A 19,663-nucleotide genomic window follows, 5' to 3' on the forward strand; every position below is an offset into this window, starting at 1 on the left:
ATGCCGTCCGGCGAACGCGCGGCCGGCACCGAGCGGCTGTTCACCGGGGTGGCCTGGGCGGTTCTCCTGCTCGGTCTGTGGCTGTGGGGCAAGGAGGCGACGGGCGGGTCCGGCAGTAGCTCCGCACCGACCACCGGTGACGTCGCGGCCGTCGGCAGGCCGCTCGGTGTCGCCCTGCCTCCCGCCCACGAGCCGCTGGCCCCCTCGAAGCCGTACCGGGTGGACATCCCGTCGATGGGGGTCAGCGCCCCCGTGATCCCGCGCGGCCTCGACGCCCGGGGAGCGATCGACCCGCCGCCCTTCGAGACGCCGCAGACGGTGGGGTGGTTCGACGCGGGTACGCAACCGGGGGCGTCCGGCGCCGCGCTCCTCGTCGGCCATGTCGACACGCGGACAAGGGCCGCCGTCTTCCACGGGCTCAGCGCGGCCCGCCCCGGAGAGAAGGTCGAGGTGACGCGAGCGGACGGAACGGTCGCCGAGTTCACCATCGACGACGTGCAGGTCTTCAGCAAGGACCGGTTCGACCCGAAGAAGGCCTACGGCCAACGGCAGGCTCACCGCGCGGAACTGCGGCTGATCACGTGCGGCGGCACCTTCGACCGGGAGGCGGGCGCGTACACCGCGAACGTGGTGGTCTCCGCGTATCTCACCGGTGTGGCGGGCGCCCGGACCGAGAGCGCGTAGCCCGCGCGGCCCCGCCGCACGACCGAGGCCCCCTCACCGATGGTGAGGGGGCCTCGACTCTGCGTGCGCCGCCAGGGACTCGAACCCCGGACCCGCTGATTAAGAGTCAGCTGCTCTAACCAACTGAGCTAGCGGCGCCTGCTGACCTGGAGAACTTTACCCGATGCTCCGGGGTGGTTCCGACCAATACCCGGCCGCTTCGGCCTGTCGGATAGTCGCTTTTTACCGTCAATCAGTCAAAATGCCCTATGTCTGGACAGTTGAGACAGGGGTGCCCGTGCGGAAGCGCCAAGAGATCGTGACGAGTGCGGAGGGGAAACGCATGAGCGTGCCGGTCTTCGAGGAGTACGAGCCCACCGCCGACTGCGCCTGCCCCGGATGCGCCCGGGAGCGCCGGGACCTCGCGCTCGGGCTGCCCGTTCGAGCGGGCGGTTACCCGGCGGCGCACGGCGCCCGCCGCGCGCTCGTGCTGGTCACGGCGGCGGGCGTGGTGCTCGGCGGGGGAGGGGCGCAGTGCGCGAGCGCCGTGGCGCGGTCGGCCGGACCGTTCGCGCCGGCCGGTCCCGAGCGGGCCGACACGGTTGACGCGGCCGACCCGGAACCCGACACGCCGCAGGGCGGCACCGGGCCGCTGCACGGCCGGCCATCGGCCGGACCCCAGGGCACCCCGGCCCCCGGTGGCGCCGCGACGGCCAGCGGGATCGACAGGCCGGCACAGCCGCTGAGGCAGACCACCCGCGCCGAGATCATCAACCGCGCCAAGCGCTGGATCGACGCGGGAGTGCCGTACTCGATGACGACGTACTGGTCGGACGGGTACCGCCAGGACTGCTCTGGATTCGTCTCCATGGCGTGGAACCTGCGCGGCAACGAGTGGACGGGGACCCTCGCTCGGTACGGGACGAAGCTGAGCCGGGCCGATCTGGAGCCCGGCGACATCCTGCTGTTCCACAACCCCGCCAACCCGAGCAAGGGATCGCACGTCACGATCTTCGGCGGCTGGGCCGACTACACGCGCACCTACTACATCGCCTACGAGCAGGCGCCACCGCGCGCTCGTAAGCAGCCCACGCCGATGGCGTACTGGAACAACGCCGCCCGCTACACCGCCTACCGCTACAACGGCCTCGTCAGCTCCGCCGGCGCCGGCGGCGGCGGACCCGAGACGACCCTGTTCCCCGGCGCCGGGCTCTTCGGGCCCGGCGCCGCCAACGCCCATGTGACCCGTCTCGGCCAGATGCTCGTCCAGCGGGGCGGCAAGCGTTTCTACAGCCAGGGTCCGGGGCCCCGTTGGGGAGCGGCGGACCGGCTGGCCACCCAGGCGTTCCAGAAGGCGCAGGGCTGGAGAGGCGCGGAAGCGGACGGGCTGCCGGGGCCGCGGACCTGGCGCCTTCTGGTGAACAAGCTGGGCAAGGACATCCCGGCCGTGGCGCCCGGCTCGTCCGGTCCCTCGCCCGCCACGGGCCCCCAGACCTCCGCGCCCCCCTACCCCGGCCTCGGCCATTTCCGCCCCGGCCGCTCCAGCCCCCATGTCGAGAAGCTCGGCCGCCAACTGGTGAAGCGGGGCTTCGGGAAGTACTACCTGTCCGGTCCGGGCCCGCGCTGGGGCGAGGCGGACCGGCGCAATGTCGAGGCGTTCCAGAGGGCGCAGGGATGGCGCGGCAGCGCGGCCGACGGCTATCCCGGCCCGGAGACCTGGCGCCGGCTGTTCCGCTGACCTTGATCGAGTGAGAGCGTGAGGTGGGAGCCATGAGCATGGCGACGTCGGAGCCGGACACCCCGGGCCCGTCGGACACCGGGGTGCGGCGCACCCCGGTGATCGGATCCGAGACGACCGGCACGATCCCGGTCCATCTGCTGTTCCGGGAGGAGGGAAGGTCGGGCTCCGGCATGCCCGGACCCACCATGCTGTCGGCGTCCGCGCCCCGGTCCTCCCGGCCTGCGGACAAGGACGGCGAAGACGACGGCGGCCCGGCGACGCAGCCGATGCCCTCCCTGAACCCGACGGACGGCGGTGCGCCGGCGGCTCCGGTTGTCAGGCCGGCCGCCGCACCGGACCCGTCGGGCCGCTACACACCTGCGGCGCCGGCGGCTCCGGGTGTCTGGGCAACCGCCGCACCGGACCCGTCGGGTGGCTACGCGAAGCCGGTGAGGGAAGCCCACGTGGTCCGCGTGGCGGGCCCGGCGGACCCGCCGCGCTCGGCGAGGACGGCCGATCCGGGCCGGTACGCGGGTACGGGCTGCGCGGCGACGACGGCGAGGCCGACCGGCTCGTACACCGGGCGGGGGAGGACCGTTCGCGCGGCGACGGCGATCGGGCGGGGCAAGTACACCGGGCCGGGGGGCGCTGCCCCCGTGGCGAGGCCGGTTGGGGTGCCCGAACTGCCGGCCGGGTGGCGGGAGGTTTCCGTGGTGACAGGCAGGGGTGCGCCGGATCCCTCGGCCGGCTCTCCGGCGGAGTCGCCGGCCTCCGCGAGGGAAGAGGCGTCGGGCCCGTATGCCGGGCCTGAGAGTGCTGCTCGCGCGGCGACGGCGGTCGGCGCGCCGGATCCGTCGGCCGGGTGGAGCACGGTTCCCGAGACGGGGGAGGTGAGTGCGCCGGAACCGTCGGCCGGGTGGAGTGCTGCTCGCGCGACGACGGCGGTTGGCGCGCCGGAACCGTCGGGCGAGTGTCCGGTGGAGTCGTCGGGTTCGGTCAGGGCCGAGGCGACGCGTGGCTTCGCCGGGTCGGTTGCTGCCCCCGAGCCGACGGCGGTCGGCGCGCCGGAAGTGTCAGCCGGGTCGGACGTTGCCCCCGTGGCGCCGGCGGTTGGAACCTGGGAATCCTCGGCCTCGTACTCGGCGGATCCGCGCTCGGTGATGGCGGGGGTGTCGGGTGGCTACGCCGGACCTGGCGGCGGGACGGCCTGGTCGTCGGCGGCCGGACCGTCCGAGGCGTCGACTCCGGTCACGGTTGAGGCGGCTCCCGAGCCGACGGCCGGCGCATCCCCCGCGGGCTCCATTCCGGCCGCGTCCAGGGCCGCGGACGAAGCGACAGTGACGGGCTCGGGCCGCCCCGGCGCACCCGCGCCCGAAGTGGGCTTCATGACCGGGTTCGGCTCGGTCGGGGCCGCCCCCGGCGGGACCGGTGAAGAGTTCCCCCTCGACCCGCCCGTCCACGCTTCCGACTCTCCGGAAGGCGCCTCCGAGGACGACGGATTCCTCCTCTCCCCGCCAGGGTCCCCGGCGACCGGCGCCGCCCCGGTGGCGTCCCGTCACGAGACCGCGGAGGCCGCCGCTCTGGACGACTCGCTGCGCAAGGCGACGGACCACCGCCTGGCGCCTCCGCCGGGATCACCCGTGAACTCGGTCGATGCCCCGTCCGCGCTCCTGGGCGGCCCCCTCCCGCACGCGGCCGACCTCCAGCCGACGTCTCCCGTCGACGTGGCCCCCTCTCCGCCCACCACCGACTCCCGGCCGACGGACCCCGCGCCCGCCGCCACCGGACGCCCCGGCGGAGCGACCGCCCTGTCGCGGACCGGGGCGCCGGCCGGGCGGGCGTCCCGGGGCAGGTCCGCGCGGAGCTCCGCACGGGCCGTGCCGATCGTCGAGCCGAGGCTCAGGGAACGGCCCGGACCGGTGTTGCCCGGCTGGACCGGCATCGTGGCGGGGGCCGCCGCGCTCGGCGGTTGCGCGCTGGTGCTCTGGGGCGCCGGGGCGGTGCCACAGGTGGTGACCCAGCGGCTCGGGCTGCCGTCGAACCCGTACCAGGGTGTCCACCTGGGCCAGTGGGTCCTGCTCGCGCTCGGCGTGCTCGTGGCCCTCTTCGCCCTGGGCGGCCTCGGCCGCGGCCGGGTCGGGTACGCCTGGGTGCTCACGCTCTTCGGCGAGTACCGGGGGAGTGTGCGCCGGACCGGCCTGGTCTGGGTGAGCCCGCTCCTGCTGCGTCGTCGCGTCGACGTACGGCTGCGTCACTGGCGCAGCGAGCCGCTGCCCGCCGTCGACGCCAAGGGCACGGCGCTCCGGGTGGTCGTGCTGGTGGTGTGGCGGGTCCGCGACACGGTCCGTGCGGTGCTCACCGTCGAGGACCACGAGGACTACCTGCGCGAGCAGGTGGAGGCGGCGATGGCGCGGGTGCTGTCGCAGCTGCCGGCCGACGCGTTCCACGAGGACGCTCCGACGCTGCGGGACGCGGTGGTCGTCGGCGACGCGCTGACCCGGATGCTGTCGGCGGAGTGCGCACCGGTGGGCATCGAGGTCTTCTCGGCCCAGCCGACCGGGATCGAGTACGCGCCGGAGATCGCGACCGCGATGCAGCGCAGGAGGATCGCGGCGATCGACGCCAAGCACCGGGACAGTGTGCTGACGTCCGTCGTGGACGCCGTCGACGACATGGTCCACCGGCTGACCACACGTGGTCTGGTCGAATTGGACGACTACGAACGCAAGGGCCTGGTCAAGGACCTGACGGTGGCGTTCTACACGGGTCGCAGTGGTCCGGTCGAGGTGCCTTAATTGGTCTGGACCCGTTCCTCCGATTGTCTGGACACCGCCAACTCCCGCTCCTACATTGGAACTTGGTCTAGACCGGAATCAGCTCTACCGCACGCGTGCAGCACGGGTCACTGGAACTCCCCCACGTTCTCTGGAGCGGACAGCATGCGACACAAGATAGGTACGGCGGTGGTGGCCCTCGGCGTTGCCGGGGCCTCCCTCCTCGCCACCAGCAGCGCCAGCAGTCACGGGTACACCGACTCCCCGATCAGCCGCCAGAAGCTCTGCGCCAACGGCACGGTGACCAACTGCGGCAACATCCAATGGGAGCCGCAGTCGGTCGAGGGCCCCAAGGGCTTCCCGGCCGCCGGACCCGCCGACGGCACGATCTGTTCCGGCGGCAACGGACAGTTCGCCCAGCTCGACGACCCGCGCGGCGGCTCCTGGCCTGCCACCAGGGTGTCGTCCGGTCAGAGCTACACCTTCCGCTGGCAGTTCACCGCACGGCACCGCACCACCGACTTCAAGTACTACATCACCAAGAACGGCTGGAACCCGAGCCAGAAGCTGACCCGGGCGGCCCTGGAATCGCAGCCGTTCCTCACCGTCCCCTACAACAGCCAGCAGCCGCCCGCCACGCTGTCGCACTCCGGCACGATCCCCGGCGGGAAGTCCGGCAAGCACCTGATCCTGGCCGTCTGGACGATCGCCGACACGGCGAACGCGTTCTACGCCTGCTCGGACGTTCAGTTCTGACGTATTGTCAGCTAGCCTCCGCCCCATGCGGAGCGCGGACACCGTGGCGGAGCTCGTACAACGGCAATGGGGCGACCACAGGACGGGGTTGAGGAGCCACGACCTCGCGCTGAGTCATCACCAGGTCGCCGCGGGCGCCGCCGCGCGGGCCGCTCTGCTCGTGGAGCTGCTGCCCCGGGGCGCAGAGCCGCACCTCGGGGTACTGCTCGACAACACACCCGAGTTCCCGCTGTGGCTGAGCGCGGCGGCCCTCGCCGGGGCCGCCGTCGCCGGCATCAACCCCACCCGCCGCGGCGCCGAACTCGCGCGCGACATCCTGCACACCGACTGCCGCGTCCTGGTCACCGAGCGCGCGCACCTTCCCCTGCTCGACGGTCTCGAACTGCCGGGCGTGCGGGTGCTCGTGACCGACACGGACGCGTACGCGCGGCTGCTCGCCCCGTACGAGGGAGCGAAGCCGGGCGAGGCGGTGGTGGGACCCGTCGGGCCCGGCAGCCGGATGCTGCTCTACTTCACCTCCGGATCCACGGGCGCGCCCAAGGCGGCGATCTGCAGTCAGGGCAGGCTGGCGGCCGCGGGCCGGTCGCTGGTCGCGCACTTCGGCGTGCGCCCCGACGACGTGCACTACGTCTGCATGCCGATGTTCCACGGGAACGCGGTAATCGCCGACTGGGCGCCCGCGCTGGCCGCAGGCGCCTCGGTCGCCCTGCGCCGCCGCTTCTCGGCGTCCCGCTTCCTGCCCGACGTACGGGAGTTCGGCGCGACCTACTTCACCTACGTCGGCCGGGCGGTGCAGTACCTCCTCGCCACCCCGGGGGACCCCGGCGACCGCGAGCACCCGCTGCGGCTCGGCTTCGGCACGGAGGCGGGCGCCGTGGACGCCGCCCGCTTCGAGGCGCGCTTCGGCGTACGGCTGGTGGAGGGCTACGGCTCCTCGGAGGGCGGCGCGGCCATCCAGCGGACCCCCGACACTCCGGCGCGGGCGATCGGCCGGGCGGCGCCCGGCGACGATCTGGCGGTGGTGGACCCGGAGACCGGCGAGGAGCGGCCGCCGGCCGAACTGGACGGCGCCGGGCGGCTGCTGAACGGTGACGAGGCGATCGGCGAACTCGTCAACCGCGGGCGCAGCCCCTTCGAGGGCTACTGGCGCAACCCCGAGGCGGACGCGGCGCGGGTGCGCCCGGGGCCCTCCCCGGCCGCGGGCTCCGGGGGAGACTGGTACTGGTCCGGTGACCTCTTCTTCCGTGACCCGGAGGGCTTCCTCTACTTCGCGGGCCGTACCGACGACCGGCTGCGGGTCGACAGCGAGAACCTCGCCGCCGCGGTGATCGAAGGCATCCTGACCCGCTGGGACCCTGCCGCCGCCGTCGCCGTCTACGCGGTCCCCGACCCGGTCGCGGGCGATCAGGTCATGGCCGCCCTGGCGCTCCGCGAGGGCGAATCCTTCACCCCGGAGTCGTTCGCGGGCTTCCTGCGGGACCAGCGGGACCTCGGGACGAAGATGGCCCCGCGCTTCATACGTCTGGTGCCCGCGATGCCGGTGACGGCGACGAACAAGGTCCACCGCGTCGCGCTGCGGCGCGAGGGATTCCAGTGCGACGACACCGTCTGGTGGTCGCCGGGGGGCGGCCCCTACCGGCGCCTGACGGCGGAGGACCGCTCGGCCCTCGAAGCCGCGTACGCGGCGAGCGGCAGGGCGGACCTGCTGGGCCGGTGAACGCCGGAAGCCCGGGCGGACCGCTGACGGCCTGCCCGGGCTCCCGTGCGAACGACTAGTAGGCGCCGACCTGCTTGGGGTTCGGGCCGTACTGGTTCTGGCCCGGCTTGCTGTCCGAGGCGAGGAAGACGATCAGGATGATGAAGCCGACGAGCGGGATCAGGCCGATCAGGAACCACCAGCCGGAGCGGTCGGTGTCGTGCAGACGGCGGACGAGAACGCCCAGGCTCGGCAGGAACACGGCGACCGTGTAGATCAGCTGGAGCACCTGGCCGGTGCCGATCATCTTGTCGATGACGAGCAGGACGATGCTGATGATCGAGCTGATCAGCGTGAACATCCAGTATTCCTGGCGGCGCGCGCGACCGCTGAACACCGCGTACTTCTTGAGTACGTCTACGTACCAGTTCATGGGATTCCCCCCGATGGACGGTGTGGACCCGTCCAGATGGATCGAGCCAGGGGGAGAACGTATGGGCTTGTAATGATCAGGTCAACGGATTTCAGGTCACCATTCGGTGAACCCCGCCCGACGGAAGGTAGGGCCTGCCCCACCGACGTACGCCCTCTGGGCAGATGGCCACCCCCGCCGCGCCCCGCCTACCGTGAGGCGCATGGACTCCCGTACCCCCTGGCAGGCCCTGACCAGGGGCGACTACCTGCGAACCGGCTGGCCCTGGCGGTCCGTCGGGTATCTCGCGAGCGCCGTGCTCACCGGCGCGCCCCTGCTCGTCCTGCTGCTGGTGCTCGCCGGATTCTCCGTGCTGGTCGTCGGGCTGCCGCTGCTCCTGCTCACCGGCGTCGCCCTCGGCGGGATCGAGCGGCGGAGGCTCGGGCTCGTCGACCGGGAACGGGCCGCCGATCCGCACCGGGTACCGCATGACCCGGGGCTCGCGGCCTGGCTGCGGACCCGGGTGCGCGAGCAGGCCACCTGGCGGGAGCTCGCGTACGCCGTCCTGCACGCCGTCGTCCTGTGGCCGTTGGACCTGCTGGCCCTGGCCGCCGCCCTGGGACTGCCCGCCGCCCTGCTCGCGGCCCCCGCCCAACTGGCCCTGGACGGCCACGAGGCACGGATCGCCAAGGGGCCGCTCCTCACGTCCTACCCGCAGGCGTTCGCCGCCTTCCTCGTCGGCCTCGCCGCTCTCGCCCTCGGCCTGTACGTGATCGGTGTCCTCGCCGGCGCGCGTGCCGCTCTCGCCCGAGCCCTGCTCGCCCCGCGCGAGGCCGAGCTGCGGGACCGGATCGGCGAGGTGACCCGCTCCAGGGCCCGCCTCGTCGACGCCTTCGAGGCCGAACGCCGCCGGATCGAGCGGGACTTGCACGACGGCGCCCAGCAGCGGCTCGTCGCCCTCACCATGGCCCTCGGCCTCGCCCGCCTCGACGCCCCGCCGGGCCCCCTCGCCGACCAGCTCGCCAGGGCCCACGACGAGGCCGGCCGCGCTCTCGCCGAACTGCGCGATCTCATCCACGGCATCCACCCCCGGGTCCTCACGGACTACGGCCTCGGCGCCGCCCTCGCCGACGCCGCCGACCGGTCCGCCGTCCCCGTGGAGCTGCGCGGCCCCGACGCCCTGCCCCGGCTGGAGCCGCCGGTGGAGAGCGCCGCCTACTTCGCCGTCTGCGAGGCCCTCGCCAACATCGGCCGGCACAGCGGCGCCCGCACGGCCCGTCTCACCGCCCGCCACGAGCGCGGTCTCCTGCGCATCGAGGTCCATGACGACGGCCGCGGCGGCGCCACCGTCTCGGGGACCGGCAGCGGGCTCACGGGCCTCGTCGACCGGCTGTCCGTGCTCGATGGCACACTGACGATCATCAGCCCGCCGGGCGGCCCGACCGCCTTGACCGTGGAGATCCCGTGCCGACCAGCAGCCGCCCCCTCAGCCGTCCGCTCCGGGTAGTGCTCGCCGAGGACAGCGTGCTCCTGCGCGAAGGGCTGGTCGGGCTGCTGGCCCGCTTCGGCCACCAAGTGGTCGCCGCCCTCGGGGACGCGGACGCGCTGCCCGTCGCCGTCGCCGAGCACGCCCCGGACATCGTCGTCACCGACGTCCGGATGCCCCCCGGCTTCCAGGACGAGGGCCTGCGCGCCGCGCTCGCGCTGCGCGCCGAACGGCCCCGGCTGCCGGTCCTGGTCCTCAGCCAGTACGTGCAGCGCAGCTACGCCACCGAGCTGCTCGACACCGGGGACGGCACCGGGGTCGGCTATCTCCTCAAGGACCGGGTCGGACAGGTCGAGGAGTTCGTGGACGCGCTGGGCCGGGTGGCCGAGGGGGGGACGGTCGTCGACCCGGAGGTGGTGCGGCAGCTGCTGCGCCGCCACCGCGACCCGCTCGCCGCGCTGACGCCGCGCGAGCGCGAGGTCCTCTCGCTGGTCGCCGAGGGCCTCTCCAACGGCGAGATCGGCCGTCGGCTGGTGGTCACGGAAGCCGCCGTCGGCAAGCACATCGGCAACATCCTGGGGAAGCTGAACCTGCCGCCGGCGGAGGACACCCATCGCCGGGTCCTCGCCGTCCTCGCCTATCTGCGGGCATGAGGCCTACGGCACAGGGCGTCGGTGGAGTGCGGAGGACCGCGGTCAGGGCAACGAAAAGGCCCCCCGCGTCCGCGAGGGGCTTCTTCCGTCTGTGCGCCGCCAGGGACTCGAACCCCGGACCCGCTGATTAAGAGTCAGCTGCTCTAACCAACTGAGCTAGCGGCGCCTGCTGACAGCATTAATACTACCTGCTGTCCGGGGGTGCTCCAGACCACCGCCCCCGAGGCGCCGTACCCGGTCCTAGATCGCCAGGGAGAGCACCACCGGAGCCGCCCGCCGGTTCAGCGCGTCCGCCGCCGAGCGGAGCCGGTGCGCGTGCTCGATCGGAAGGGACAGTGCCAGGCATCCGACCGCGGACCCGGCCGTCAGTGGCACCGCCGCGCAGACCGTACCCACCGCGTACTCCTGGAGATCGAGCACCGGGACGGTCGGCGGCTGGCTGTCCAGCTTGGAGAAGAGCACCTTCTCGTTGGTGATCGTCCGCGAGGTCAGGCGCGCGATCTTGTGACGAGAGAGGTGGTCCCGGCGGCCGTTCTGGTCGAGCTGGGTCAGCAGGCACTTCCCGACCGCGCTGGCGTGCGCGGCCGAGCGGAAGTCGACCCACTCGTTGACCTTGGGCGTGCGCGGGCCGTCCGCCATCTGGGTGATCTTCACCTCGCCGTCGATGTACCGGCTGATGTAGACGGCGGCGCCCACGGTGTCGCGCAGCTCCGTGAGGGTTTCCTGGAGCTTGCTCTCCAGGGCCTCGCGGCGCGTGGCGCCGGAACCGAGCAGGACGAGGGAGTCACCGATCACATAGGCGCCGTCGGCGACCTGCTCCACGTACCCCTCGCGACGCAGCATGAGCAGCATCGAGGAGAGATGGCCGACCGGAAGACCGGTCTCGCGGGCGATCTGGACGTCGGTCACTCCGCCGCCGTGCCTTGAGACCGTCTCAAGGACGCGAAGGGCGTACTGCACCGAATGGAACGGTGCGGTGGGCTCGGGCTTCAGCGCCACGGTTTCCCCCTAGCAGGTTGTGACCGCAAGCTTCCGTACCACGATAGCCGCCAAGGACCGTTTCGGGGGCGGCTGTTGGCGAGATTGATGCGGCGCCCCAGCGTCATACGCTGGGGCGCACCACCATGGCATATGCCAGAGTCACAACTGGCCGATAGAAGGAGAGGTCAGAGCACCGCGCCGAGGAACTCGCGGGTACGTTCCCGTGCCGGGTCTCCAAAGATTTTTTCCGGAGAACCGGACTCGATCACCTTCCCGGAGTCGAACATCAGCACCTCGTCCGAGATGTCACGGGCGAATCCCATCTCGTGCGTGACGCAGAGCATGGTGATGTCCGTGGAGCGAGCGATGTCGCGGAGGAGATCGAGTACGCCGGCCACCAGCTCCGGGTCGAGCGCCGAGGTGACCTCGTCGAGCAGGAGCACCTTCGGTTCCATCGCCAGGGCCCGGGCGATCGCGACCCGCTGCTGCTGTCCGCCGGACAGCTGCGCGGGCTTGGCCTCGCACTTGTCGGCCAGACCCACCAGATCGAGCAGCTCCCGCCCGCGCTGCTCGGCCTCGTCGCGGCTCCGGCCGAGCGCCCGTACCGGCGCCTCGGTGATATTCCGCAGAACAGACATATGGGGAAAGAGATTGAAGTGCTGGAAGACCATTCCGATCTTCTTGCGCGTCTCGCGGCGGTGTTTCTCGTCGGCCGGATACAGCTGTCCGCCGTTCACCCGGATCGTGCCCGCGTCGGGCTTTTCCAGGGTCATCAGCAGCCGGAGGATCGTCGTCTTACCGGAACCGGAAGGTCCGATCAGCGTGACATGACGGCCGGGCTTCACCGAGAAACACAGATCGTCGAGGACGGTGTTCTCCCCGAACCGCTTGGTGACGTTCTCGAATCGGATCAGGTCGTGGGTCGGGTCAGCGGACAAGGCGGCGCTCCAGGGTTCGTACGAGCAGAGAAGCCGGGTAGGCGATCAGGACGAATGCGATACCGACGACCGTGAGCGGCTCGGTGTACTGGAAGGTGGTGGCGGACTCCAGCCGGGACTGCTGGAGCATTTCCAGCACGCTGATCCCGGCGAGCAGCGGCGTGTCCTTCAGCATGGCGATCACGTAGTTGCCGAGCGCGGGCGCGATCCGGCGCAGGGCCTGCGGCAGGATCACCCCGAGCCAGGTGCGGTGCAGGGGCAGGCTCAGTGCCCGCGCGGCCTCCCACTGTCCGGCCGGTACGGCGTCGATCCCGGCGCGGTAGACCTGCGCGGTGTACGTCGAGTAGTGCAGGCCGATGGCGAGGGTGCCGGTCGTCAGCGCCGAGAACTGCACGCCCCATTCCGGCAGGACGAAGAAGAGGAAGAAGAGCTGCACCAGCAGGGGAGTGGTGCGGATGAACTCGGTGACGACATGAACCGGCCACCGCACGAACCGGGACGGAGCCCGGAAGCCGAGCGCCCAGACCAGCCCGAGCGTGAACGAGATGAGCGAGCCGAGCACCAGGACCTGAAGCGTGACCTGGACGCCGTCCCAGAAACGTGGCATGAAGTCCGCCACCGCGGACCAGTCCCAGTTCACTTCGCCACCACCCCCAGGTTGGCCTTGGTCTTCCGTTCGAGGGCCTTCATCGAGCGTGTGAGGACGAACGCGATCACGAAGTAGATCACCAGGGTCACCGTGTAGATGCCCGCGCTCTCCTGGGTGGCGAGCCGCACCAGATAGGCGGCGAAGGACACATCGCCGACGCCGAGCAGCGACACCAGCGCCGTGCCCTTGAGCAGCTCGACCAGCAGGTTGCAGAAGGGCGGGATCATCTCGGGCACGGCCTGCGGCAGCAGGACCAGCCGCATCCGCTGCCAGGGCGTGAAGCTGAGGGCGACACCCGCCTCGCGCTGGGCCGGGGGTACGGACTTCAGGGCGCCGCGGACGACCTCGGCGCCGTACGCCCCGTACGACAGGCCGAGTGCCAGGATCGCGGCCCACATCGGGACGAGCTGCCAGCCGATGAGCGGCGGCACGACGAAGAACAGCCAGAACATCAGGATCAGCGCGGAGGTGCCGCGGAAGATCTCGGTGTAGAGGCCCGCGGCGAAGCGGACGGCGCGTGAGCGGTGGGTGCGGGCGATGCCGACCGTGAAGGCGACGAGCGCGGCGAGGGCGGCGCTGCCGACGAGCAGCTGGAGGGTGATCCAGATGCCCGGGAGGATCCAGTTCTGCCAGAGTCCGGCGGTCATCGGCACAGCTCCTCGGCGGTGAGCGTGGTCATCTCCGCCTGGGAGAAACCGAACGTGCGGAGGATCCGGAAGAGTTCGCCGCTCTTCTTCATCCGGTGGATCTCGGCGTTGAAGGCGTCGCGGAGGGCGGTGTCGGTCGGGCGGAAGGCGAAGCCGCCACCGTCGATCTTCTTCTTCCCGTCGACGACGGCGGCGAAGGGCTCGGTGGCTTCGGCCCGGCTGCTCTTGCGCACCACCTCGCGGATGGTGAGGGCGGTGCCGGCGAAGACGTCGACCCGGCCGGTCTCGACCGCGTTCAGGCCGGCGACCTGGTCCTGGAGGATGACGATGTCCTTTTCGGGGTATCCGGCGGCCATGGCGTACTCGATCTCCGCGTATCCACTGCCGGTGGCGAACCTCGCTCCGGTGCGGACCACGTCCTCGTACGAGCGCAGGTTCTTCGGGTTGCCCTTGCGGACGATGAAGGCGTCGAGCATCTGGTACTCGGGATCGGAGAAGATCACCTGCTCGCAGCGCTGCTTGTTGATGTACATCCCGGCCGACACGACGTCGAACTGCTGGGAGTTCAGGCCGGGTATCAGTGAGGCGAAGTCGGTGGCCACCGGCTGGACTCGCGCGATGCCGAGTCTCTGGAAGACGACCTTGGCCAGTTCCGGCGCCTCCCCGGTGAAGGCACCCTGGTCGTCGACGTATCCGTAGGGCACCTCCCCGGCTATGCCCAGGCGCACCGTGCGCTGCGATCTGAGCCGGTCGAGTGCGTCACCGGAGGCGACCCGGGAGCATCCGGCCGCGCCGATCGCGGCGGCCGTGCCGAGGAGCAGCGTGCGGCGCTGGAGATGGTGCGTCGTTCTCGTACGAGCTGTTCGAGCCATGGGCGCGCGGCTACCCGGCCGCCCGCAGACCATGCCAGGAATAAACGGAGACACCCTCCTGTTGTCGGGCGTTGTACGTACTTCATGCGCAGGAAGGTCTTCACCGGTGAGCGACGCGATTCGAGGCACGGCGAACGGCACCGCACCCGTTCCCCTGTCCGTACTGGACCTGGTCACCGTCGGCAGCGGACGGACCGCCACCCAGGCGCTGACCACCAGCGTCGACATCGCCCGGCTCGCCGAGCGGCGCGGCTTCCACCGCCACTGGGTCGCCGAGCACCACTCCATGCCGGGCGTCGCCTCGTCCTCGCCGGCCGTGATCCTGGCGCACCTGGCCGCCCACACCGAGCGCATCCGGCTCGGCTCGGGCGGGGTGATGCTGCCCAACCACGCTCCGCTGGTGATCGCCGAGCAGTTCGGCACGCTGGAGGCGCTCGCTCCGGGCCGGATCGACCTGGGCCTGGGCCGCGCGCCCGGGACGGACGGCGCGACGGCGGCCGCGCTGCGCCGCACGGACCGGCCGCACGAAGGCGCCGACGACTTTCCCGAGCAGCTCGCGGAGCTGACCCGGTTCCTGGACGACGACTTCCCGGACGGGCATCCGTACGCCCGGATCCACGCGGTGCCCGGGCCGGTCCAGGGGCCGTCGGGCCGGCCGCCGATCTGGCTGCTGGGCTCGTCCGGCTTCAGTGCCCGGCTGGCCGGTGTCCTCGGTCTGCCCTTCGCCTTCGCACACCACTTCTCGGCGCAGAACACCGTTCCGGCGCTCGATCTGTACCGGGATTCCTTCCGGCCCTCGGCCGTGCTGGACGCGCCGTACGCACTGATCGGCGTCTCCGCGCTCGCGTCGGACGACGAGAAGGAGGCCCGCCGGCAGGTGATGACCGGCGCCCTGTCGATGATCCGGCTGCGGACGGGCCGGCCGGGTCTGGTGCCGACGCCGGAGGAGGCGGAGGCGTACCCCTTCAGCCCCCTGGAGCGGGAGTTCGTGGACGGCTGGCTGAAGAACATCGTGCACGGCACCGCGGACGCGGTCCGCGCCGGCCTGGACGAGCTGCAGAAGCGGACGGGCGCGGACGAGCTGATGATCACGGCGAACGCGCACGGCGCAGAGGCGCGTGTACGTTCCTACGAACTCATCGCCGATGCCTATGACTTGCCCGGAGTGGTCCAGTCCTGAATCATCCCGCACAAGATCCATAAGAGAGCCTTAAACCGCTCGTCACCGATGGTGGCGGGCGGTTCTTCTGTATGTCCCGACGCCTCCGCACCCCTCTGACAAGGGCTTTCTCAAGAGAATTGGTCTAGTCCTCAATTTGGTTCAGACCATTGACCGGGTGTTCGTCCGGCGGTTATCACTTCTCCAACTCCCGTACCGCGCATCCCCTTCGGAGGCCGCTCGTGCACCGCCGCAGACCCCTCATCGCCGCGCTCGCCACCACGGCACTCGCCGCCGGCGCGCTGGCCGCCTTCGCCGGCATCGGCCCCGCCCAGGCGGCCGCCACCGCATCCTCGTCCGGGGGCGTGAAGATCGCCTACTACGACCAGTGGAGCGTGTACGGCAACGCCTTCTACCCCAAGCACCTCGACACCCGCGGCATCGCGGGCAAGCTGGACGTCATCAACTACTCGTTCGGCAACATCCACCCCACGGACCTGACCTGCTTCGAAGCGAACAAGGCGGCCGGCGACGACAACAACCCCAACGCCGGTGACGGCGCGGGCGACTCGTACGCCGACTACCAGAAGTCCTTTTCGGCGGCGGACAGCGTCGACGGCGTCGCCGACAAGTGGGACCAGCCGATCGTGGGTGTCTTCAACCAGTTCAAGGAGCTGAAGGCGAAGTACCCCAAGCTGAAGATCAACATCTCGCTGGGCGGCTGGACCTACTCCAAGTACTTCTCGGACGCGGCGAAGACGGACGCCGGCCGCAAGAAGTTCGTCGCCTCCTGCGTCAAGCAGTACATCGCCGGCGACCTGCCGGTCGAGGGCGGCTACGGCGGCGCGGGCAGCGCGGCCGGGATCTTCGACGGCATCGACATCGACTGGGAGTACCCGGGGTCGAGCGGCGGCCACCTCGGCAACCACTACGCGCCCGAGGACAAGCAGAACTTCACCCTGCTCCTCGCCGAGTTCCGCAAGCAGCTCGACGCGTACGGAAGCGCCAACGGCGGCAAGAAGTACCTGCTGACGGCGGCCCTCCCGGCCGGCCAGGACAAGATCAAGTACATCGAGACGGACAAGATCGGCGCGTACCTCGACTACGCGAACATCATGACGTACGACATGCACGGCGCATGGGACGGCGACGGGCCGACGTACCACCAGTCACCGCTCTACTCGGGCGCGAACGACCCGACCGACCCGATCGCGCCCGGCACTGAGAAGTACTCCATCGACAACGCGATCGACGCGTGGATCGACGGCAAGCCGGCCTACGGCATCGCCGGAGGCTTCCCGGCCAACAAGCTCACCCTCGGGTACGAGTTCTACTACCGCGGCTGGAAGGGCGTCCCGGCCGGCACGAAGAACGGCCTGGCCCAGCCCGCGACCGGCGCCTCGGCGGTCCGCCCGGTCAGCCAGCAGGCGGGCATCGCGCACTACAAGGAACTCGGCGGCATCGTCGACAACACGGCCACCACCTTCTGGGACGACGACGCCAAGGCGTCCTACTTCTACAAGGACGGCGAGTTCTTCACCGGTCTCGACAAGCGCGCCATCCAGGCCCGGGCGGACTACGCGCACCAGCGGGGTCTGGCGGGCGCGATGATGTACTCGCTGCTCGGTCTGGACGCCAACACGACGCTGCTCAACGACATCGTGACGGCGGTCGGATCCTCCCCGACGGACCCGACCACCCCGCCCACGACCCCGCCGACCACTCCGCCCACCACGCCTCCGACGACACCGCCGACCACTCCTCCGACGACGGGCTGCACGGCTCCGGCGTACGTGGCCGGCACCGTCTACAACAACGGCAACCAGGTCTCCCACAAGGGTCACACCTGGAAGGCCAAGTGGTGGACCCAGAACGAGGAGCCCGGCACGACCGGCGAATGGGGAGTCTGGCAGGACCTCGGCGCCTGCTGACGCGGCTGCGCGCCGGCCCCTGCCCCACCGGTGACCGCCGCACGCGGCAACGCCGGCGCTCGACCACTGCCCCCGCCCGGAATCACCTTCCGGCCGGGGGCAGTTCCATGCCTTCGCCCGGGTTCCCGTCGCTCGCTGCCGCTGCCGCTGCCGCCCGGTGCCGTACGCCGAGTGGTCACACCGTCAGCGGACAGACCCCGATCATGCCCGCGATCCGTTCGGGGGCGACCGCCCGTGAGTAGAGCCAGCCCTGGCCCGTGTCGCAGCCGATGCGGCGCAGCCGGGTCGCCTGGCCCGAGGTCTCGACGCACTCCGCCGTGACCGTCAGGCCCAGCCGGTGGGCCAGCTGGACCAGGGCCTCGACGATCAGCTCGTCCGCCGGGTTCGCGTGCGCCTCGTCCTGGAAGCCGCGGACGAACGAGCCGTCGAGCTTGAGGACCGAGACCGGCAGACGGCTCAGATAGGCCAGGTTCGAGTACCCCGTGCCGAAGTCGTCGATCGCGATCTGGACGCCCATGTCGCTCAGCGCCTGGAGTGCCTGGAGCGGCCGGCCGGCCGAGCCCATCACCGCGGACTCGGTGAGCTCCAGCTGCAGCAGATGCGGCGCGAGGCCTGTCTCGGCCAGGATGCCGGCGACGTCCGCCACCAGGTCGGAGTCCCACACCTGGCGTACGGCCACGTTGACGCTCACGAAGATCGGCCGTTCGCGCGGGTGGTCCTGCTGCCACTGGCGGGCCTGGCGGCACGCCGTCCGCAGTACCCAGCGGCCGAGCTGGACGATCGACCCGTCCTCTTCAGCAATTCCGATGAACCGATTCGGCGCAAGTGTTCCGAACTGCGGGTGGTTCCACCGGACCAGCGCCTCGACGCCGCGTACCGAACCGTCCGCCATCCCGACCAGTGGCTGGTACTCCAGCGCGAACTCCCCGCGCTCCACGGCAGGTCGCAGCGTGGAGGACAGCGCCTGCCGGGTCATGCGGTGCGCGTTGCGCTCGGGGTCGAAGAGCGTCCAGCGGGCCTTCCCGTCCGCCTTCGCCCAGTACAGCGTGGTGTCCGCGGCCTGCATCAGCCCCGTCGCGGTCGTCCCGCTCGCGTCCCTCTCCACCACACCGATCGACGCCGACACCGACAGGCGCTGCCCGGCCAGGTCGAACGGCCGCTGGAGCGCGCAGAGCACCGACTGCGCGAGATCGGCGACCTGTTCCGTGCCCGTCGAGTCCTCGACGAGGATGGCGAACTCGTCGCCGCCCAGGCGCGCCACCAGATGACTGCCGCCGCCGCGGGTGTATCCGTCGCTGTCGGCGCACTCGGTGAGCCGGGCGGCGACGGCGGCGAGCAGCCGGTCACCCACGCGGTGGCCGAGGGTGTCGTTGACCGCTTTGAAGCCGTCGAGATCGAGGTAGCACAGGCCGATCCGCCCTGTTCCGCCATGCCCGTACGACTGATGCGATTCGTCGGACCGGGGCGGCCGTCCCGGGTCGCCCGGCTCCGTTGCCAGGTCCGGCCGGCCGGGCCGGCGCGCCTGGCAGTTCTCCAGCGCGGCCGTGAGGCGCTCGAAGAACAGCGTCCGGTTCGGCAGCCGGGTCACCGGGTCGTGCATCTGCAAGTGGCGCAGCCTGGCCTGGAGTTCGCGGCGGTCGCTGATGTCCGCGATCGACAGCAGCACCCGGCGGCTGTCCGGTACGGGCGCCACCGTGACCTCCGCCCACAGCGACCGCCCGTCGGGGTGCTTGAGCCGGCGCGTGCAGCGGAACCGTGAGCGGCGGCCCCGGAGCACCTCGCGGTACGCGTGCCAGGTCCGGCCGTCCGAGGCGAGGTCGACGAGGTCGGCGGCGGCCTGCTCGTGGAGCGAGGCGGGTTCGGTGCCCAGGAGCGTGGCGAGCGCGTCGTTCGCGGCGACCACGACACCGTCCTGGTCGATCACGGCCATGGCGAGGTGCGCGGCGCGAAAGGCGGCGCCGTAGTCACGCAGTTCGGCGGCGCTGCGGCCCACCCTCTCCCGCGCGGACGGTTCATGACGCTCCGTAACCGACGGCAGGGTGGCGCCGGGCGGTGTTCCGGCCGCGGGGACGGCCGCGGGTCCCGGTCCTTCGGAGGTTCCGCTCACCACTCGCTCCCGCAGTGCAGTTGGGTCGTACGGATGTGGTCCGGATGGTCGGCCAAGGAAAGTGTGCCGATCATAGAGGCTGCCCGGGCGGCCATTCCAGCTCCGTCGCGGCGGGGGAGCCGGGCGGACGGCCCGAGGGGCCATCCGGGGGAGCCGGGCCGATCGTTTCTGCACGGGTGTGGCCCGGCCTCGGCACCGGGCTGACCGATTGTGACTTTC

Annotated in this window: 17 protein-coding genes and 2 tRNA genes; 9 read left to right on the plus strand and 10 right to left on the minus strand. The window is 71.4% G+C overall.

The window, feature by feature from the left end:
- The gene (locus tag ACZ7J0_RS24510) at nt 1-684 is read left to right on the plus strand and encodes a class F sortase (RefSeq protein ID WP_470890675.1); all 684 of its coding nucleotides are present in this window, start codon (nt 1-3) and stop codon (nt 682-684) included.
- A 64-nt stretch (nt 685-748) separates the two neighbouring features.
- On the opposite strand, the gene ACZ7J0_RS24515 is transcribed toward ACZ7J0_RS24510, so the two are convergent.
- Nucleotides 749-822: transfer RNA gene (locus ACZ7J0_RS24515), tRNA-Lys, on the minus strand.
- Between the two features lie 184 nt (nt 823-1,006).
- Here ACZ7J0_RS24515 and ACZ7J0_RS24520 point away from each other — a divergent pair.
- A complete protein-coding gene (locus ACZ7J0_RS24520) occupies nt 1,007-2,401 on the plus strand; it encodes a peptidoglycan-binding protein (protein WP_470890677.1) in 1,395 nt (464 codons plus the stop codon).
- Nucleotides 2,402-2,819: 418 nt separating this feature from the next.
- Here the strand turns inward: ACZ7J0_RS24520 and ACZ7J0_RS24525 are convergent, their stop codons facing one another.
- Nucleotides 2,820-3,017 carry a hypothetical protein gene (locus ACZ7J0_RS24525; protein ID WP_470890679.1) on the minus strand — a complete coding sequence of 66 codons (198 nt, stop codon included), beginning with the start codon at nt 3,015-3,017 and terminating at the stop codon, nt 2,820-2,822.
- A 751-nt stretch (nt 3,018-3,768) separates the two neighbouring features.
- Between ACZ7J0_RS24525 and ACZ7J0_RS24530 the strand changes: the two genes are divergently transcribed.
- The 3 genes from ACZ7J0_RS24530 (at nt 3,769) to ACZ7J0_RS24540 (ending at nt 7,630) form a co-directional block, all read left to right on the plus strand.
- A complete protein-coding gene (locus tag ACZ7J0_RS24530; protein ID WP_470890681.1) occupies nt 3,769-5,178 on the plus strand; it encodes an SPFH domain-containing protein in 1,410 nt (469 codons plus the stop codon).
- 144 nt (nt 5,179-5,322) lie between these two features.
- Nucleotides 5,323-5,913 (plus strand): lytic polysaccharide monooxygenase auxiliary activity family 9 protein, encoded by a 591-nt coding sequence (locus ACZ7J0_RS24535; RefSeq protein WP_468710759.1) that lies wholly within the window; start codon nt 5,323-5,325, stop codon nt 5,911-5,913.
- A 25-nt stretch (nt 5,914-5,938) separates the two neighbouring features.
- Nucleotides 5,939-7,630 carry an AMP-binding protein gene (locus ACZ7J0_RS24540; protein WP_470890683.1) on the plus strand — a complete coding sequence of 564 codons (1,692 nt, stop codon included), beginning with the start codon at nt 5,939-5,941 and terminating at the stop codon, nt 7,628-7,630.
- A 55-nt stretch (nt 7,631-7,685) separates the two neighbouring features.
- Here the strand turns inward: ACZ7J0_RS24540 and ACZ7J0_RS24545 are convergent, their stop codons facing one another.
- On the minus strand, nt 7,686-8,042 hold the full coding sequence (locus ACZ7J0_RS24545) for a DUF805 domain-containing protein (RefSeq protein WP_470890685.1): 357 nt from the start codon (nt 8,040-8,042) through the stop codon (nt 7,686-7,688).
- A 202-nt stretch (nt 8,043-8,244) separates the two neighbouring features.
- Here ACZ7J0_RS24545 and ACZ7J0_RS24550 point away from each other — a divergent pair, with 202 nt between their 5' ends.
- Together ACZ7J0_RS24550 and ACZ7J0_RS24555 are read left to right on the plus strand one after the other, a co-directional pair.
- The gene (locus ACZ7J0_RS24550) at nt 8,245-9,528 is read left to right on the plus strand and encodes a sensor histidine kinase (protein WP_470890687.1); all 1,284 of its coding nucleotides are present in this window, start codon (nt 8,245-8,247) and stop codon (nt 9,526-9,528) included.
- Nucleotides 9,486-10,160, plus strand: a complete 675-nt coding sequence (locus ACZ7J0_RS24555; protein WP_470890689.1) for a LuxR C-terminal-related transcriptional regulator — start codon at nt 9,486-9,488, stop codon at nt 10,158-10,160. Before ACZ7J0_RS24550 ends, ACZ7J0_RS24555 begins: the two co-directional genes overlap by 43 nt.
- A gap of 92 nt (nt 10,161-10,252) precedes the next feature.
- Here the strand turns inward: ACZ7J0_RS24555 and ACZ7J0_RS24560 are convergent.
- From ACZ7J0_RS24560 to ehuB, 6 genes are all read right to left on the minus strand, one after another.
- Nucleotides 10,253-10,326 (minus strand) — tRNA-Lys (locus tag ACZ7J0_RS24560).
- 74 nt (nt 10,327-10,400) lie between these two features.
- A complete protein-coding gene (locus ACZ7J0_RS24565; RefSeq protein WP_470890691.1) occupies nt 10,401-11,159 on the minus strand; it encodes an IclR family transcriptional regulator in 759 nt (252 codons plus the stop codon).
- 167 nt (nt 11,160-11,326) lie between these two features.
- Entirely contained in the window at nt 11,327-12,079 is a 753-nt protein-coding gene (ehuA, locus tag ACZ7J0_RS24570; protein ID WP_470890693.1) for an ectoine/hydroxyectoine ABC transporter ATP-binding protein EhuA, read from the minus strand.
- A complete protein-coding gene (gene ehuD, locus ACZ7J0_RS24575) occupies nt 12,069-12,719 on the minus strand; it encodes an ectoine/hydroxyectoine ABC transporter permease subunit EhuD (protein WP_470890695.1) in 651 nt (216 codons plus the stop codon). The genes ehuA and ehuD overlap by 11 nt, the downstream gene beginning before the upstream one ends.
- Nucleotides 12,716-13,375, minus strand: coding sequence for an ectoine/hydroxyectoine ABC transporter permease subunit EhuC (gene ehuC, locus ACZ7J0_RS24580; RefSeq protein WP_470890697.1), 660 nt, complete (start codon nt 13,373-13,375; stop codon nt 12,716-12,718). Before ehuC ends, ehuD begins: the two co-directional genes overlap by 4 nt.
- Entirely contained in the window at nt 13,372-14,247 is an 876-nt protein-coding gene (gene ehuB, locus ACZ7J0_RS24585) for an ectoine/hydroxyectoine ABC transporter substrate-binding protein EhuB (protein WP_470890699.1), read from the minus strand. Before ehuB ends, ehuC begins: the two co-directional genes overlap by 4 nt.
- Before the next feature lie 106 nt (nt 14,248-14,353).
- On the opposite strand from ehuB, the gene ACZ7J0_RS24590 reads away from it, so the two are divergent.
- Together ACZ7J0_RS24590 and ACZ7J0_RS24595 are read left to right on the plus strand one after the other, a co-directional pair.
- Nucleotides 14,354-15,427, plus strand: coding sequence for an LLM class flavin-dependent oxidoreductase (locus tag ACZ7J0_RS24590; RefSeq protein ID WP_470890701.1), 1,074 nt, complete (start codon nt 14,354-14,356; stop codon nt 15,425-15,427).
- A 221-nt stretch (nt 15,428-15,648) separates the two neighbouring features.
- Nucleotides 15,649-17,337 (plus strand): glycosyl hydrolase family 18 protein, encoded by a 1,689-nt coding sequence (locus ACZ7J0_RS24595; RefSeq protein ID WP_470890703.1) that lies wholly within the window; start codon nt 15,649-15,651, stop codon nt 17,335-17,337.
- Between the two features lie 175 nt (nt 17,338-17,512).
- Here ACZ7J0_RS24595 and ACZ7J0_RS24600 read toward each other — a convergent pair whose 3' ends face one another.
- On the minus strand, nt 17,513-19,444 hold the full coding sequence (locus tag ACZ7J0_RS24600; protein WP_470890705.1) for a putative bifunctional diguanylate cyclase/phosphodiesterase: 1,932 nt from the start codon (nt 19,442-19,444) through the stop codon (nt 17,513-17,515).
- Nucleotides 19,445-19,663: the final 219 nt, after the last annotated feature.

The organism is Streptomyces sp. NPDC038280, from assembly GCF_055600045.1.